Source organism: Streptomyces sp. NPDC026092 (genome assembly GCF_040638605.1).
GTDB lineage: Bacteria > Actinomycetota > Actinomycetes > Streptomycetales > Streptomycetaceae > Streptomyces.
In genome coordinates this window covers 147,861-162,508 of the sequence record NZ_JBEZYN010000019.1, presented here as the reverse complement: position 1 = coordinate 162,508, position 14,648 = coordinate 147,861, and the positions used below count along the sequence as shown (strand labels likewise).

Genomic DNA, 14,648 nt, shown 5'->3' with positions numbered 1-14,648 from the left:
ATTGGTGGGGCGGCGGCTGCCGGAGCCGCGGGCGTTGGACGTGCTGGACCGCCGGCTGGTGGCGCTGCTGCACCGTGACGCCCGGATGTCGACGCCCCGCAGCTCGCGCGCGAGCTGCGGGTCGGCGAGACGACGGCGCGGCGCCGGCTCGCGCGCCTGATGACCTCGCACATCCTGCATCTGCGGCTGCACGCGGATCCGGCGGTCCTCGGCTATCCCGTCGAGGCGCGCTTCCGGCTGGCCGTGGGGCACGACCGGCTCGACGGTGCGATCCGCGCGCTGGCCCGCGAGGCGGCCGTCCGGCACCTGGTGGTGACGACGGGTACGACGACGCTGCTCGGCTACCCCAGCCACCGCTCCGCCCGCGATCTGCACGCGTTCACGTCGCGGGTGTTCGGGCGGCTCGACGGGGTGACGTCGACGGAGGTGGCGCTGCTGATGCGGACGTACAAGCGGGCGGGGTTCGCGGAACGGGCCCCGGCGCCGACTCAACCCTCATCCCCGGCCTCAGCGCCGGTCGGCCGCTGACCGGATCAGCTTCTGTGGTTCGACGGGTGGGGCTGGACGCCGGTCATCGGGACGTCGAGGCCCCGATCAGGGCGTGTCCGCGCAGGGCAGGGACACCACCATGGTCAGGCCTCCCCCGGGGGTGTCCTCCGAGGTGAGGGTGGAGTCCATGGCCTCGGTGAGGCCGCGGGAGAGGGCGAGGCCGAGGCCGACGCCGGTGGTGTTGTCGGTGTCGCCGAGCCGCTGGAACGGTTCGAAGATCCGTTCCCGGTCGGCCGGTGGCAGGCCCGGGCCCCGGTCGACGACGCGTACCTCGATCCGCCCGCCGAGGGCGCTCGCGGTGACGAGCACCGGCTTGCCGGGCGGGGCGTGGCGTACGGCGTTGGCGAGCAGGTTGGCAAGGACGCGTTCGAGCAGGGGCGGGTCGGCCAGGACGGGCGGGAGGTCCTCCGGGGTGTGGATGACGGGTGCCGGGCCGTCCGGGGGCAGGGAGTCCAGGGCGGCGGGCAGCACCTCCTCCAGGGTGGTGGCGCGCAGATGGAGCGTGAGCGCGCCGGCCTGGAGCCGGCTCATGTCGAGCAGGTTGTCGACCAGGCGGCTGAGGCGGGCCATGGACTCGTCGGCGGTGGCGAGGAGTTCGTCCTGTTCCTCGGGGGTGAACTCCACGTCCGGGCTGCGCAGGGAGCCCACGGCGGCCCAGCCGGCGGCGAGCGGGGTCCGCAGGTCGTGGCTGACGGCGGCGAGCAGGGCCGTACGCATCCGGTCGGCGGCCTTCACCGGCTCTATCTCGGCGGCCGCCTCGGCGAGTCGGGAGCGTTCGACGGCGACGGCCACATGGGCCGCGAAGGCGGAGAGGACCCGGCGTTCGGAGGACGGCAGGGTACGGCCCCGCAGGAGCAGGAAGAGGTCGGGCCCCACGGGCACGTGGACGGCGTCGGGGTCGTCCACCGGCTGCTCGACGAGTTCGGCCGAGTCCATCGCGAAGGTCTCGCGGGTGCGGGCGAGGAGCGCCGGTATCGCCTGGTCGCCGCGGACGATGTCGCCGGCGAGCGAGGACAGGGTCTCGGCCTCGGCCGTGGCCCGGGCCGCACGTCTGGACAGCCTCAGCGACCGGTCCGCGGCGGCGGCCACCGTACCGGCGACGACGGCGAAGACGCCGAGGGCGAGCACGTTGTCGCCGCCGAGACTGAACGCGCCGATGGGTGGCACGAACCAGTAGTTGAGCAGCAGGGACGCGGTCAGCGCGGCGATCAGCGCGGAGGCGACCCCGCCGATGCAGGCAACGCCGACGACGGTCAGCAGGAAGAGGAGGGCCTCGCTGGTCAGGTCGAGGTGGCCGCGCACACTGTCCAGAAGGAAGGTCAGCAGGACGGGCAGGAGCAGTCCGGCAACCGGTCCGGCGACGCGGCGCGAGGTCGGCAGCGTACGGCGCCGGTAGGGCAGCAGGCGGCCGTGTCCGGCGCGCTCGTGCGTGACCATGTGGACGTCGATGTCGGAGGAGAGCGCGACGGTCGTCTCGCCGATGCCCCGGCCGGTCAGGAAGCGTTCGAGGCGGCGGCGACGGCTGGTGCCGAGGACGAGCTGGGTGGCGTTCTCGGCCCTGGCGAACTCGACCAGGGCGGTGGGTACGTCGTCGCCGACGACCGAGTGGTAGCTGCCGCCGACGCTCTCGACGAGGCGCCGCTGCCGGGCGAGCGCGGCGTGCGAGGCGCCCGCCGCGAGGCCGTCGCTGCGGACGACGTGGACGGCGAGCAGGGCGCCGCCGCGGGCGGAGCGGGCGGCGATCCGGGCGGCGCGCCGGATCAGGGTCTCCCCCTCCGGGCCGCCGGTGAGCGCGACGACGACCCGCTCGCGGGTCTCCCACACGCCGCCTATGCCCTTTTCGTGGCGGTACCTGCGGAGGGCTTCGTCGACCCGGTCGGCGGTCCAGAAGAGGGCGAGTTCGCGGAGCGCGGTGAGGTTGCCGGGGCGGAAGTAGTTGGCGAGGGCCGCGTCGATCTTCTCGGGCGGGTGGATGTTGCCGTGGGCCATGCGCCGGCGCAGCGACTCGGGTGGTACGTCCACGAGTTCGATCTGCCCGGCGCGGCGGACGACGTCGTCGGGCACCGTGTCGTGCTGCGGCACGCCGGTGATCTTCACGACGACGTCGGTGAGGGACTCCAGGTGCTGGATGTTCAGGGTGGCGACGACGTCGATGCCCGCGGCCAGCAGCTCCTGGACGTCCTGCCAGCGCTGGGCATTGCGGGAGCCGGGCGGGTTGGCGTGGGCGAGCTCGTCGACGAGGACGACCTCGGGGCGGCGCCGGAGGACGGCGTCGAGGTCGAGCCCGGCGTCCAGGGCGTGGCCGGGACGGGGTCCGACGGCGGGAGCGGGACCGAAACCGGCGGCGGAGGCGGGACCGTGTCCGGCCTCGGAGCCAGGACGGAGACCGGCATCAGCCACGGAGGCGGGGCCGAAACCGGCATCCGCGACGGAGCCGGGGCCGAAGCCGGTGTCGGGCCGCGTGCGGTCCGGGGTCCTCAGGGTCTCCAGGCCGTCGAGCATCGCCTCGGTGTGCGGGCGGCCGTGGCACTCCACGGCGCCGACGACGACATCGGTGCCGCGGGCGGCCCTGCGCCGGCCCTCGTCGAGCATCCGGTACGTCTTGCCGACGCCGGGAGCGGCGCCCAGGAAGACCTTGAGGGTTCCGGGGCGGGGGTCCGTCGGGGCCGGGGCCGGACTCCGGCTCGGGGCCCGACCCGGAGCGGAGGCGGGGTTGGGCCCCTGGCGCGGTTCCGGGTCGGGACGCTGGGCCGGATCCGGGCCAGGGGGCGTGGCGACGGCGGCGGGGCCGTGGCGAGGGGCGACGGCGGCCGGACCGGAGGCCGCGGCCGCGTGCGGGGCGTATGCCGCGCGCGGAGCGGAAGCCGCGTGCGGGGTGTCGTGCTTCAGAACTTCTCCGGCTTGATCAGGGCGGCCACCAGGTAGCCGACCAGGCTGACGGCCACCAGCAGGCCGACGATGTTCTCCACACCCATGCGTGACCGACTCCCTTGGTCCGGAAGATCTTTGACGTTTCGCACATCCAGACATACGGAACCGCGCCGGCGTCGGAGCGCACAGGCGGCTTGACGCCTCTCTGCCGCGTGCACCTTGGATCCTGACGTGATCCTGACGCGACGGGGTCGGCTACCCTACCGGCCGGTAGGGAGCTCGTGACGACGACAGGGAGGGCCCATGGGGCGCCAGTGGAGTCTTGAGGAGTCCGTCGTGGTGGACGCCGCGCCGGAGGTGGTCTACCGGCTGGTGGCGAACCTGCCCGACATGGGCCGTTGGAGCCCCGAGTGCCGACGGGTCTGGGTGCCGCGGTCTCCCGTGCGGACCGGGAGCCGCTTCGTCGGCTTCAACCGGCGCGGGCCGTTCGTCTGGTTCACCACGGGCCGCGTGTCGGCGGCGCGCGAGGGCGAGGAGTTCACCTTCGACGTCGGTGTGTTCGGGCTGCCGATCGCCCGCTGGGGGTACCGCTTCGCTCCCGAGGGCACGGGCACGCGCGTGACGGAGAGCTGGCAGGACCTGCGCACCGGCCGGGGCGCGGGTCTCGCCGAACTCCTCGGCACCGTCTTCGCGGGGACGAGCCCGGAGCGCCGTATCGCCGTGAACCGCCAGGGCATGCGCACGACCCTCGCCCGGATCGCGACGGCGGTGACGGTCTCGTCGACGTGACCGTCACGGGGGGGGCAACGCAAGAGGGGCCCGCACAGGGCCCCTCAGCGACAACGAGGACGTCAGGCCTTCAGGCCGGCCGCTCCGAAGGAGACGTCGAAGCGGTCGCACCAGATGGTGACGCTCGTGAAGTCGGACGGGTCGGTCCCGGTCGGCAGGGGGTAGTTCTGGTCGCCCTTGTTGCCCTTCAGCTTCCCCAGGCTGAGGTACTTTCCGTCGTCGAAGACGCGCCACCCGTCGATGCCCTCCTTGACGGGGGCGTCGGTCAGCCAGACGCGCAGGTCGGGGCCGTTGCTGGTGTCGAGGTCCTCCAGGCGCAGCGTCAGGCTGCCGTCGGCGAGCTTGATGAGCTTCACCGTGCCGGTGGTGGCGTGCTCGTGGCTGATGAGCGTGCCCTGCGCGACGGTCTGCGGCCCGGCGGTCGGGTCCGCGCCCTGGCCCCCCGCGCCGGCGGAGGCCGAGGCTGCGGGCGCCGTCGGGAGCGCCTCGTCGATCGTCTCGTTCTGCCACAGCTTCCAGGGCTGGAACCAGTAGAGCCCCACGGCCCCCAGCGCCACCGCGACCACCATCGCGCTCCACAGCAGCGACTTCCTGCCCCCACGTGCCACGATCTTGCCTTCCTACGTGCCTTTGATCTTCCTTCCCTCGCATTCCACCCCGGGCGGGGCCGTGGGCGCCACATCCGGGCCGATGACGAAAGTCTTACGCCGCGTGACGGCGCCCACCAGGACGGCTACGGCGGCGACCGCGTACGCGATCGTGCCCACCGCGTTCGCGTCGGAGAACGCCAGGCCGGTCACGTACTTCGCCGCCCCCGCCACGGCGACGAGCAGCCACTCCCAGCGCCCGTCGAGGGCGACGAGGGCGACCAGGAGCAGGGCGTACCAGGAGTACCCCGGTGTCAGCAGCAGGAAGGCCGTCCCGGTCACCAACAACGCGCCGCTCCAAGGACGTTCGGGATCTCCGCGCCTGACGACCCAGGCGCAGACGGCGAGCAGGACCACCGCCAGGGCGGGCAGGGCCAAGGAGGGCGGCAGGACGAGCCGCAGCAGGGCGTAGCGGTTGCGGGAGTCGGCGTCGTCGTAGCCCTCCTCCTCGACGTACCCGCCCAGGTAGCCGAGGACCGAGCCGTCGGAGAGGAGCACGTACGGGACGTAGGACAGGACGGTCACGGCCGCCGCCGGTAGCAGCACCGCCGCCGCGTCCCTCGCGTGCCGTACACCGGCCAGCGCTCCGGGCAGCACGATCGCCGGCATCAGCTTCACGGCGACGGCGGCTCCCAGGAACGTTCCTCCCGCCCCGCGTCGGCCGCGTGCCACGAGACCGAGACCGGCCACGGCCAACAGGACGCCGAGAACGTCGACATGGGCGTTGTTCACGGCTTCGACGGGGACGGCCGGGCACCAGGCCCAGTAGGCGGCGGTACGGGGATCGCCGCGGCGGCGAAGGGTCAGCAGCAGGGCGCCGGTGACCGCGACGGAGAGGAGCGCGCCGCCGGTCTGGAGCGGCTTCAGTCGGCTGTCGTCGGGGGCGAGGAGGTGGACGGCGAGGAAGTACGACTCGGCGAGCGGCGGGTAGATGGTGTGCACGGTGGGGCGGTTGAGGCGTGTGCAGTCCGCGTCGGCCGTGGCCGCCGGCGGCGGGAGCGGGGACACGGCCGGGTCCTGGCAGGCGGCTCCCTCCGGGAACAGCCAGTCGTCCCGTAGGGGCACTAGCGCGGGGGCGTCGGGGGCGTGGTCGTACGGCGAGAGGCCCGCCGCCTGGACCCGGCCGTCCCACACGTAGCGGTACGCGTCCGTGCTCGTGCGCGCCGGGGCGACCAGGCCGGTGGCGGCGACCAGCGCCGAGCCGGCCAGGACGAGGACGACGGCCCGGCGGGGCGGCACCTTCCGCAGGGCGAGGAGGCAGGCGGCGAAGAGCGCCCAGGAGGCGGCGTACCACCAGGAGAGCCCGCCGGGGTCGGTGTAGTGGCCGTCGTACCGGACGGTGGCCACCAGGACCGTGGTGAGCGCGGAGACGAGCCCGCCGGCCGGGGCGGTACGGAAGTCGATCACACCCGGCAGCGTGGCAGCCGGTGGTGCGGCGAGGGGGCCGCCGCCCCGGCCGTCCGCGTTTCGTAAGGAGTCGATCCCCCTCTCGCCGCCCGGGAGACGGTGAGATGGAACGCATGACACCGCGCATCGCGCCTCCCCCTCTGCCCACGTTCCGCGCCCGCCTCCATGACGCGAGGACGGCCACCGCAATCGGCCGCTGGCTCGGGCTCGCCCTCATGGTCTGCTTCCTCACGGGCGTCACCAGCCACTATCTGCAGCGGCCGCCGGACTGGCTCGCCGACGTCCTGCCGAGCCGGCCGACGTGGGGCTACCGCTTCAGCCAGGGGCTGCACGTGGCGAGCGGGATCGCCGCGATCCCGCTCCTGATGGCGAAGTTGTGGGCCGTGTATCCGAGGCTCTTCGTCTGGCCGCCCGTGCGGTCCGTGCGGCACGCGCTGGAGCGTCTCTCGGTGGCCGTCCTCGTCGCGGCGGCGGTGTTCCAGCTGTTCACCGGCTTGCTGAACATCGTCGAGTGGTACCCGTGGCCGTTCTCCTTCGTTCCCGTGCACTTCGCCGTGGCCTGGCTCCTCGCCGGCGCCCTGCTGCTGCACGTCGCCGTCAAGTGGCCCGACATCCGAGCCCATTGGGGGCGCCGTTCGGAGGGGACGCTCGAGCTCCCCGCCGAGGACAAGGTCGACCGGCGGTCGCTCCTGACGGGCGTCGCGGCCGGTGTCGCGGCGGTGACGCTGACGACGGTGGGCCAGTCGTTCACCCCGCTGAAGCGCCTCGACCTGCTGGCGCCTCGTCACCCGGACCACGGGACGCAGGGGCTGCCCGTCAACCGCACGGCCCTCGCGGCCGGGGTGAGTACGGCGACGGCGCGCGACTGGCGGCTCACGGTGACCGGGCCCCGGTCCTACACACTGCCCCTGGCCGAGCTGCGCGCCCTGCCGCAGACCGAGGTGCGGCTGCCGATCGCCTGCGTGGAGGGGTGGAGCGTGGAGGCGGGGTGGACCGGCGTACGGATCCGGGACCTGCTGGAGCGGGCGGGGGCGCCGCCGAGCTCCCGGGTACGGGTGGTGTCCCTGGAACGCCGGGGCGCGTATCGGGTGATGGAGATGGGCGCGGCGTACGCGGAGGATCCGCTGACCCTGCTGGCTCTGCGGCTCAACGGGCAGGTGCTCTCCCTCGACCACGGCTTCCCTGCGCGCATCATCGCGCCGAACCGGCCGGGTGTGCTGCAGACCAAGTGGGTCGCCGGGTTGGAGGTGCTGTGAGGGGAGTCCGGTACGCGCTGGGTGCGCTGGGGGTCGCGATGATGGGGCTCGGCGCCGTCCTGGTGGTGCGCACGGGGACTGTCGGCGAGGTGCTGCTCTGGCTGGCGGGGGCGATCGTGCTCCACGACGGGCTGATCGCGCCGCTCGTGCTCGGTGTCGGGCTGCTGCTCGCCGCCCTGCCCGCGCGCGGCACGGTGCGCGGCGGTCTGATCGTCGCGGGAGCGCTGACGCTGGTCGCGCTGCCCCTGCTGCTACGGCCGGGCAGCGCGCCCAACCCGACGGCCCTTCCCCTGGACTACGTGCGCAACTGGCTGGTCCTGATGGGGGTGGTGGCCGTGGGCACGGGCGCGCTGCTCGGCGTACGGTGGCTGGCTCGCCGGCGGCCGGCTCAGCGGCGCCGGAGCTGAAGGAAGCCGCGTCCCTCGGCCCGCCAGCGGCGCTCGACCCGCCACCCGGCGGCGTCGGCGTACGCGGGCAGGGCCCGGGCGCCGACGCGCGCCCAGGGGAAGTCGGCGCCGCGCGCGCCGCGTCCGTCGACGACCCGGACCTCGACCCGCTCGTCGACCTCGGGTTCCGCGGCCTCCACGAGGGCCTGTCCCCCGGGCGCCGCCAGGGCGGCGGCGCGGGCGAGGAGGGCGCCCGGGTCGCCGCCGATGCCGATGTTGCCGTCCATCAGCAGGACGGTGCCCCAGCGGCCCTCGCCCGGCAGCGGGTCGAAGACGGACCGGCACAGGGCGGTGCCGCCGCCGGAGACCGTACGGTCCACGGCCGCCTGGCACACGTCGATGCCGAGCACGGGCCGGCCGGCGGCGGCCAGCGCGTGCACCAGGCGCCCCGGTCCGCAGCCGACGTCGAGGACGGCGCCCTCGCAGCGGGCGAGCACGGTGGCGTCGGCCGTGTCGGCCTCCGCGCACCAGCGTTCGACGTCCAGCGGCAGGAGCCAGCCGTCCGCCCGCCGCAGGTAGAGCGGACCCCGGCCGGAGCGGAGGGCGTCGCCCCAGGGATCGGCGCGCCAGGCGCGGCGGGGGGCCGGGGGGTGTACGGGTGTCGTCTCCGACTCCAGCGCGCTCATACGATCCCGGCCCACGCGTCGTCCCGAGCGGTGCTGGCGATCGTCCCGGTCAACCCCGCGTGGCAGGCCGCGAACCGGCTGCGCGGGGCCTGTGCGGCGACCGTTCGGGCGTCGGCGGCCGTGTCGACGTCCCTTAGGCGCGGAAGGTCTCGTACTCGCAGGCCCGCGGCGGTGAGACGGGCGCGCTGGACCGCTCCGGTCTCCGGTACGGACATGGGCACCCCACGCAGCAGGGCGGGGTCGGGGACGGCGAGGCCCAGCGCCCAGAAGCCACCGTCCTCGGCGGGCCCGAACCACGCGTCGCTGGCGCCGAAGTCGAGCCCGGCGCCAAGGAGTTCGGGGCTGACCTGGGGGGTGTCCATGCCGATCAGCAGGGTGGGACCCGTACAGCGGGCGAAGGCGGCGGCGAGGCGTTCGTCCAGGCCGCCCGGGCTCTGGGCGACGACCTCGAAGCCGTACGGGAGCCAGTCGCCGGGTGCTCCGTCGAGGGCGAGGACGCGGCGGTCGGCGGGCGTGTCGCGCACGGTCGCCAGGGTGTCGGCGAGGGCGGCCTCGGCGAGCAGGGCCGCCTGGTGGGGCGTGAAGGGCGGGGTGAGCCGGGTCTTGACCCGGCCGGGTACGGGTTCCTTGGCGATGACGAGGAGGGTGCTCACCGGTGCGCCTCCGAGGGGGCTTCAAGAACGGCCGCCTTCACGGACCGTGGCGCCTCACGAAGCACCCCACGCATGTCGCGGACGGCCTGCCAGGTGCCCCGCCAGGTGCCGGTGACCTTGGACTTTCCTGTACGGGACAGGTACGGGACGTCCCGCTCGCACACCCGCCACCCGGCGTCGGCGGCGCGCACGACCATCTGGAGGGGGTAGCCGCTGCGCCGGTCGGTGAGGTCGAGGGCGAGCAGCGCCTCGCGTCGTGCGGCCCGCATCGGGCCGAGGTCGTGGAGGCGGAGTCCGGTGCGGCGGCGCAGCATGCGGGCGAGGGCGAGGTTGCCGGCCCGGGCGTGGAGCGGCCAGGCGTCGCGCGTCCGGGGCCGTCGGCGGCCCAGGACCAGGTCTGCCTCCCCTGCGGCCACCTGGGCGGCGAACGGCACGAGGAGCGCGGGGTCGAGGGAGCCGTCGCAGTCGCAGAAGCAGACGATGTCCGCGTCGGCGGCCAGCAGGCCCGCGTGGCAGGCCGCTCCGAAGCCGCGGCGGGGTTCCGTGACGACGGTCGCGCCGAGGGCGCGGGCGAGGGCGGGGGAACCGTCGGTCGAGCCGTTGTCGACGACGATCGCCCGCCAGCCTGGTGGCACTCTCTCCAGGACCCAGGGCAGCGCCCCGGCCTCGTCGAGGCAGGGCAGGACAATGTTCACCGCGTACGTGGTCGCGGAAGGCGAGTCGGTCACGAGCCTCACCGTACGAATCCCGCACGGACAAAAGGGATGTGCGAACCTTACGAAACACGGACATCGACCCCGTTGCCGCGACCCGGGCGTGCCCCACCTCCCTCTCCGGTGCGAGGCTGACCCCCATGCAGCAGCGTGAACAGCCCTCGCGGACAGCACCGCGTGTCCTGGTCGTGGACGACGATCCGACCGTCGCCGAAGTGGTCGCCGGCTATCTGGAGCGGGGCGGCTTCGCCGTCGACCGCGCCGCCGACGGGCCGTCCGCGCTGACGGCCGCCGGGGCACGGCGGCCGGACCTGGTGGTCCTCGATCTGATGCTGCCGGGCATGGACGGCCTGGAAGTCTGCCGGGAGTTGCGCCGGCGCGGCCCGGTGCCCGTGATCATGCTGACGGCCCGTACCGAGGAGGAGGACCGGATCCTCGGCCTGGAGATCGGGGCGGACGACTACGTCACCAAGCCCTTCAGTCCGCGTGAGCTGGTGCTGCGGGTGGAGGCGGTACTGCGCCGCCACACCGAGGTCCGGCGGCCGGGCGCGCTGCTGCGCGCGGGTGACCTGGAGGTCGACCCGGCGGCGCGCCGAGCGGTGAAGGGCGGGCGCCAACTGGCCCTGACTCTGCGGGAGTTCGACCTGCTGACCTACTTCATGCGGCATCCGGGTGAGGTGTGCGACCGCGAGCGACTGATGCGGGAGGTGTGGGGCTGGGACTTCGGTGATCTGTCGACGGTCACGGTCCACATCCGGCGGCTGCGCGGGAAGGTCGAGGAGGACGCGGCCAACCCGCTGCTGATCCGGACGGTGTGGGGCGTCGGGTACCGCTTCGACGCGACGGGACGACCCGACTCCCCGCCGGACCGGGCCCCTGGTCTCGGCCCCGACTTCACCACCACACCCGAGGGCTGAACCGTGCGCGACATACTCCTCATCGCCGTCTACGCCTTCGTGGGCGCGGCGGCCGCCGGGCTGATCGGGGCCGGCCTGCTGCGCCTGTGCCGGCGCCGTTCGGTGGCGGTGTCGCTCGCCGTCGTGGCGTCCGTCGCCGTGACGGCGATGCTCTCCGGGACGCTCGCGGTCGCCTGGGCGATGTTCCTGTCGCCGCACGACCTGTGGGTGGTGACCACGGTCGTCGCGATGGCGGCCGTCGTCTCGCTCGGCACGTCGCTCCTCCTCGCCCGTCGTGTGGTCGTCAGCGCCAGGGAACTCGCCGTGGCCGCACGGGACTTCGGGGAGGGTGGGGTGTTCACCGCTCCGGGTGTGCCCGCTCCGGCCGAGTTCGCCACGCTCAGCCGGGAGTTGTCGGCGACCAGCGAGCGGCTCACCGCGTCCCGGGAGCGCGAGCGCAACCTGGAGGCGTCCCGCCGGGAGCTGGTCGCCTGGATCTCGCACGATCTGCGCACCCCGCTGGCCGGACTGCGGGCCATGTCCGAGGCGCTGGAGGACGGTGTGGTCGCCGATCCGGTGCGCTACCACCGGCAGATCAGGACCGAGGTGGACCGGCTCAACAGCATGGTGGGCGATCTGTTCGAGCTCTCCCGCATCCACGCGGGCGCGTTGACGCTGAGCCCGGCGCGGATGTCGGTGCACGACCTGGTGGGCGACGCGCTGGCGGGCGCGGTGCCGCTCGCGAAGGAGCAGGGGGTACGGCTCGTGGGCGACGGGGTCGCCGAGGTGCCGGTGGAGGTCGACGGCCGGGAGATGACCCGGGTGCTCGCGAACCTGCTGGTGAACGCCATCCGTCACACGCCGGCCGACGGCACGGTCGCCGTCGCGGCCGAGCGCCGCGCCGAGTCCGTGGTCCTGTCGGTCACGGACGGCTGCGGCGGCATCCCCGAGGACGCACTGCCCCGGGTCTTCGACACGGGGTGGCGGGGTACGGAGGCCCGTACGCCTCCCGGCGGCGCGGGGCTCGGTCTCGCGATCGTCCAGGGCATCGTGGAGGCGCACATGGGCCGTGCCGATGTGCGGAACGTGGACGGCGGTTGCCGGTTCGAAGTCACGCTCCCCGCAGCCCGCTCGTAGCGAACTCGGCCATGCCGTCGGCGAAGCCGACCTCGGGGCGCCACCCGAGATCGGCGCGCAGGCGCGCGGAGTCGGCGGTGATGTGGCGCACGTCGCCCAGCCGGTACTCCCCCGTGACCACCGGCGGCGGCCCGCCGTGCGCGGCGGCGAGCGCCGCCGCCATCTCGCCGACGGTACGGGGATCGCCGCTGCCGGTGTTGTACGAGCCGAGGCCCGCGGGCGCCCGGTCGTCGAGGGCCTCCAGGGCGAGGACGTTCGCGGTGGCCACGTCCCGTACGTGGACGAAGTCCCGGCGCTGGCCGCCGTCCTCGAAGACGCGGGGCGCCTCGCCGCGGGCCAGGGCGGAGCGGAACAGGGAGGCGACGCCGGCGTACGGGGTGTCGCGGGGCATGCGGGGACCGTAGACGTTGTGGTAGCGCAGGGAGGCCGCGCGGCCGCCGGTGACGCGGGCCCAGGCGGCGGCGAGGTGTTCCTGGGCGAGCTTGGTGGTGGCGTACACGTTGCGCGGGTCGGCGGGGGCTTCCTCGGCGACCAGGCCGGGCGCGAGGTCGGCGCCGCAGCTGGGGCAGCGGGGTTCGAAGCGGCCCGCCGCGAGGTCGTGTTCGGCGCGGGGACCTGGGCGGACGGGGCCGTGGGCGGGGCAGTCGTAGCGGCCCTCGCCGTAGACGACCATGGAGCCCGCGAGGACGAGCCGGTCGACGCCGGCCTCGGCCATGGCGGCGAGCAGGACGGCGGTGCCGAGGTCGTTGCAGGAGACGTAGTCGGGGGCGTCGGCGAAGTCCTTGCCGAGGCCGACCATGGCGGCCTGATGGCACACCGCCCGCACGCCCCTGAGGGCGCGCGCGACGGTCTCCCGGTCCCGCACGTCGCCGTGCACCCACTCGCCGACGGCGGGCGGGGACGGGGCGAGTCCTTGGTGGGCGGTCGGGAGGAGGGCGTCGAGGACGACGGGCTGATGGCCACGGGCCGCGAGGGCCTCGACGACATGGGAGCCGATGAAGCCCGCGCCGCCGGTCACGAGTACACGCATGCGGATCACGGTACGGAGGCTGCGGGCGTCTTCCGGGGGCATACGCGCCGACGTCCCGGTTCCGTAAGGAGATGCGGTCGCCCGTCGGCTCGTCAGCGGGGTGACAGGACGCGGAACTCCTGGCCGTCGGGGTCAGCGAGGACGACCCACCCGTGGTCGCCGGGGGCGGTCTCCACGCGGGTGGCGCCGAGGGCGAGCAGGCGGTCGACCTCCGCCCCCTGGTCTCCGCCGGCGGGGAGGGCGAGGTCGAAGCGCAGCCGGTCCCTGGCCGCCCGCTCCATCAGGGGCGGGCCTCCCCAGGTGACCTTCGGGCCGCCGTGGGGCGAGCGGACGGCGGTCTCCTGGTCCTGGTCCCAGACCAGCGGCCAGCCGAGGGCTCGGCTCCAGAAGTACCCGACCTCCTGCGAGCCGTCGCACGCGAGCGCCCCGATGAAGCCGCATTCGGCGAGGAACGCGTTGCCCGGCTCGATCACGCAGAACTCGTTGCCCTCGGGGTCGGCGAGCACGAAGTGGCCGTCGTCGGGCGTCTGGCCGATGTCGATGTGGCGGCCGCCGAGATCGAGCGCCTTGGCGACGACGGCCTGCTGGTCGTCGAGGGAGGTGCTCGTGAGGTCGAAGTGCATCGGGTTCTGGACCGACTTGGGCACGTCGGTCGGGAGGAACCGGAGCCGGAAGCCGGTGTCGTCGCCCGGCAGCAGGACGATGCCGTCATCGGGGTCGTCGACCGTCTCCCAGCCGAGGAAGCCCGCCCAGAAGCGGGAGAGGCCGAGCGGGTCGTGCGCGTCGATGCAGAGGGCGTGGAGGTGGGACGTCATCCCTCGGTGTCCGTTCCGCCGGTGCGTCGCCCCGGCAAGCAGATGGTCGTACGGTTCCTGGTGCGGGCCGAGCCTCGCCGGTCGGCGCCCGGACGGTCAACCGATATACGGGCGCCGGGATAGGCCCCCCCTATGCGGTCGCTGTGAAAAGCCCCTCACAGGCTCGCGAACAGGTCGTCCAGCGGGGCCGGTACCTGCTGGGGGGCGAGGGCTTCGACGAGGAGGCGGCCGTAGCGGATCTTGCGGCCCTTCTTCGTGCCGAGGAAGCGCCGCAACTGCCGGTGCCGGGGGCTGCCGGCGTGGGCGGGCTGGTGCAGGAAGGTCTGCCAGGGGCGGAGGTCGCCCTCGGCGGCGACGATCTCCTCGACCGTCGCCGTGCCGAGCGCGCGGATGAGCTCGTCCTCCAGGTCGGCCGCGCACACGAAGACGTCCCGGCGTGGTGTCCCGGCGCGCTCCAGGGCGCGGTCGAAGAAGGGCCGTTCGCGCTCGTCGCACAGTCCGGTCAGGCGCAGGCCGAGGCCGGCGGGCCCGAGGAGGTCGGCGTAGCGGCCCACGCTCATCGCCCCGCCCATCGCCACCACGCAGACGCCCTCGGCGGCCAGGTCCCGGCCCCGGCGCTCGGCCAGGGCCTCGACGGCCGCGAGGTCGCTCAGCCCTTCGAGCAGCACCGCCGTACGCACGCCAAGCCGGCCCGCCAGTTCCTCCGCCGCCCCGCCGGGACCGCCGCTCGCCCACGCGCCGACCGCGTCCTGGAACGCCCGCATCTCCACCATGGGGCCGAGTCTGCCCGTCGGCGGCCGGCACGGCACCGCA

General features: G+C 74.4%; 16 protein-coding genes. 6 read left to right on the top strand and 10 right to left on the bottom strand.

The window, feature by feature from the left end:
• Window positions 1–159 precede the first annotated feature (159 nt).
• Window positions 160–528: a hypothetical protein gene (locus AB0F56_RS28035; RefSeq protein ID WP_362014382.1), complete on the top strand. Its 369-nt coding sequence runs from the start codon at window positions 160–162 to the stop codon at window positions 526–528.
• Window positions 529–594: 66 nt separating this feature from the next.
• Here AB0F56_RS28035 and AB0F56_RS28030 read toward each other — a convergent pair whose 3' ends face one another.
• The gene (locus AB0F56_RS28030; RefSeq protein ID WP_362014403.1) at window positions 595–3,438 is read right to left on the bottom strand and encodes an ATP-binding protein; all 2,844 of its coding nucleotides are present in this window, start codon (window positions 3,436–3,438) and stop codon (window positions 595–597) included.
• The gene (gene kdpF, locus AB0F56_RS28025) at window positions 3,435–3,524 is read right to left on the bottom strand and encodes a K(+)-transporting ATPase subunit F (protein ID WP_362014401.1); all 90 of its coding nucleotides are present in this window, start codon (window positions 3,522–3,524) and stop codon (window positions 3,435–3,437) included. Before kdpF ends, AB0F56_RS28030 begins: the two co-directional genes overlap by 4 nt.
• A gap of 199 nt (window positions 3,525–3,723) precedes the next feature.
• On the opposite strand from kdpF, the gene AB0F56_RS28020 reads away from it, so the two are divergent.
• Window positions 3,724–4,209 carry an SRPBCC family protein gene (locus tag AB0F56_RS28020; protein ID WP_362014381.1) on the top strand — a complete coding sequence of 162 codons (486 nt, stop codon included), beginning with the start codon at window positions 3,724–3,726 and terminating at the stop codon, window positions 4,207–4,209.
• Window positions 4,210–4,271: 62 nt separating this feature from the next.
• On the opposite strand, the gene AB0F56_RS28015 is transcribed toward AB0F56_RS28020, so the two are convergent.
• Both AB0F56_RS28015 and AB0F56_RS28010 read right to left on the bottom strand, forming a co-directional pair.
• Window positions 4,272–4,778 (bottom strand): DM13 domain-containing protein, encoded by a 507-nt coding sequence (locus AB0F56_RS28015; RefSeq protein WP_362014399.1) that lies wholly within the window; start codon window positions 4,776–4,778, stop codon window positions 4,272–4,274.
• 51 nt (window positions 4,779–4,829) lie between these two features.
• Window positions 4,830–6,263, bottom strand: coding sequence for a glycosyltransferase 87 family protein (locus AB0F56_RS28010; protein WP_362014379.1), 1,434 nt, complete (start codon window positions 6,261–6,263; stop codon window positions 4,830–4,832).
• 104 nt (window positions 6,264–6,367) lie between these two features.
• Here AB0F56_RS28010 and AB0F56_RS28005 point away from each other — a divergent pair, with 104 nt between their 5' ends.
• Window positions 6,368–7,519: a molybdopterin-dependent oxidoreductase gene (locus AB0F56_RS28005; RefSeq protein WP_362014377.1), complete on the top strand. Its 1,152-nt coding sequence runs from the start codon at window positions 6,368–6,370 to the stop codon at window positions 7,517–7,519.
• Window positions 7,516–7,926 carry a hypothetical protein gene (locus tag AB0F56_RS28000; RefSeq protein ID WP_362014375.1) on the top strand — a complete coding sequence of 137 codons (411 nt, stop codon included), beginning with the start codon at window positions 7,516–7,518 and terminating at the stop codon, window positions 7,924–7,926. The genes AB0F56_RS28005 and AB0F56_RS28000 overlap by 4 nt, the downstream gene beginning before the upstream one ends.
• On the opposite strand, the gene AB0F56_RS27995 is transcribed toward AB0F56_RS28000, so the two are convergent.
• The 3 genes from AB0F56_RS27995 to AB0F56_RS27985 are packed head-to-tail and all read right to left on the bottom strand — an operon-like array spanning window position 7,908 to window position 9,981.
• Window positions 7,908–8,591, bottom strand: a complete 684-nt coding sequence (locus tag AB0F56_RS27995; RefSeq protein ID WP_362014374.1) for a methyltransferase domain-containing protein — start codon at window positions 8,589–8,591, stop codon at window positions 7,908–7,910. The genes AB0F56_RS28000 and AB0F56_RS27995 overlap by 19 nt on opposite strands.
• Complete coding sequence (locus AB0F56_RS27990; RefSeq protein WP_362014372.1) at window positions 8,588–9,244, bottom strand: DUF2064 domain-containing protein; 657 nt, start codon at window positions 9,242–9,244, stop codon at window positions 8,588–8,590. The genes AB0F56_RS27995 and AB0F56_RS27990 overlap by 4 nt, the downstream gene beginning before the upstream one ends.
• Window positions 9,241–9,981, bottom strand: a complete 741-nt coding sequence (locus AB0F56_RS27985; protein WP_362014371.1) for a glycosyltransferase family 2 protein — start codon at window positions 9,979–9,981, stop codon at window positions 9,241–9,243. Before AB0F56_RS27985 ends, AB0F56_RS27990 begins: the two co-directional genes overlap by 4 nt.
• A gap of 116 nt (window positions 9,982–10,097) precedes the next feature.
• Here AB0F56_RS27985 and AB0F56_RS27980 point away from each other — a divergent pair, with 116 nt between their 5' ends.
• Window positions 10,098–10,874 (top strand): response regulator transcription factor, encoded by a 777-nt coding sequence (locus AB0F56_RS27980; RefSeq protein ID WP_362014370.1) that lies wholly within the window; start codon window positions 10,098–10,100, stop codon window positions 10,872–10,874.
• 3 nt (window positions 10,875–10,877) lie between these two features.
• On the top strand, window positions 10,878–11,990 hold the full coding sequence (locus AB0F56_RS27975; RefSeq protein WP_362014368.1) for a HAMP domain-containing sensor histidine kinase: 1,113 nt from the start codon (window positions 10,878–10,880) through the stop codon (window positions 11,988–11,990).
• Here AB0F56_RS27975 and AB0F56_RS27970 read toward each other — a convergent pair.
• From AB0F56_RS27970 to AB0F56_RS27960, 3 genes are all read right to left on the bottom strand, one after another.
• Entirely contained in the window at window positions 11,965–13,020 is a 1,056-nt protein-coding gene (locus AB0F56_RS27970; protein ID WP_362014366.1) for an NAD-dependent epimerase/dehydratase family protein, read from the bottom strand. The genes AB0F56_RS27975 and AB0F56_RS27970 overlap by 26 nt on opposite strands.
• Window positions 13,021–13,112: 92 nt before the next feature.
• Window positions 13,113–13,835: a VOC family protein gene (locus AB0F56_RS27965; RefSeq protein WP_362014364.1), complete on the bottom strand. Its 723-nt coding sequence runs from the start codon at window positions 13,833–13,835 to the stop codon at window positions 13,113–13,115.
• Window positions 13,836–13,990: 155 nt separating this feature from the next.
• Complete coding sequence (locus AB0F56_RS27960; RefSeq protein ID WP_362014363.1) at window positions 13,991–14,608, bottom strand: TOPRIM nucleotidyl transferase/hydrolase domain-containing protein; 618 nt, start codon at window positions 14,606–14,608, stop codon at window positions 13,991–13,993.
• Window positions 14,609–14,648 lie beyond the last annotated feature (40 nt).

Excerpts from the sequence above, each read along its gene's own strand:
- AB0F56_RS28035 (WP_362014382.1), top strand. The coding sequence starts at position 160 with ATGACCTCGCACATCCTGCATCTGCGGCTGCACGCGGATCCGGCGGTC.
- kdpF (WP_362014401.1), bottom strand. The coding sequence starts at position 3,524 with ATGGGTGTGGAGAACATCGTCGGCCTGCTGGTGGCCGTCAGCCTGGTC.
- AB0F56_RS28020 (WP_362014381.1), top strand. The coding sequence starts at position 3,724 with ATGGGGCGCCAGTGGAGTCTTGAGGAGTCCGTCGTGGTGGACGCCGCG.
- AB0F56_RS28015 (WP_362014399.1), bottom strand. The coding sequence starts at position 4,778 with ATGGTGGTCGCGGTGGCGCTGGGGGCCGTGGGGCTCTACTGGTTCCAG.
- AB0F56_RS28005 (WP_362014377.1), top strand. The coding sequence starts at position 6,368 with ATGGAACGCATGACACCGCGCATCGCGCCTCCCCCTCTGCCCACGTTC.
- AB0F56_RS27995 (WP_362014374.1), bottom strand. The coding sequence starts at position 8,591 with ATGAGCGCGCTGGAGTCGGAGACGACACCCGTACACCCCCCGGCCCCC.
- AB0F56_RS27980 (WP_362014370.1), top strand. The coding sequence starts at position 10,098 with ATGCAGCAGCGTGAACAGCCCTCGCGGACAGCACCGCGTGTCCTGGTC.
- AB0F56_RS27970 (WP_362014366.1), bottom strand. The coding sequence starts at position 13,020 with ATGCGTGTACTCGTGACCGGCGGCGCGGGCTTCATCGGCTCCCATGTC.
- AB0F56_RS27965 (WP_362014364.1), bottom strand. The coding sequence starts at position 13,835 with ATGACGTCCCACCTCCACGCCCTCTGCATCGACGCGCACGACCCGCTC.
- AB0F56_RS27960 (WP_362014363.1), bottom strand. The coding sequence starts at position 14,608 with ATGGTGGAGATGCGGGCGTTCCAGGACGCGGTCGGCGCGTGGGCGAGC.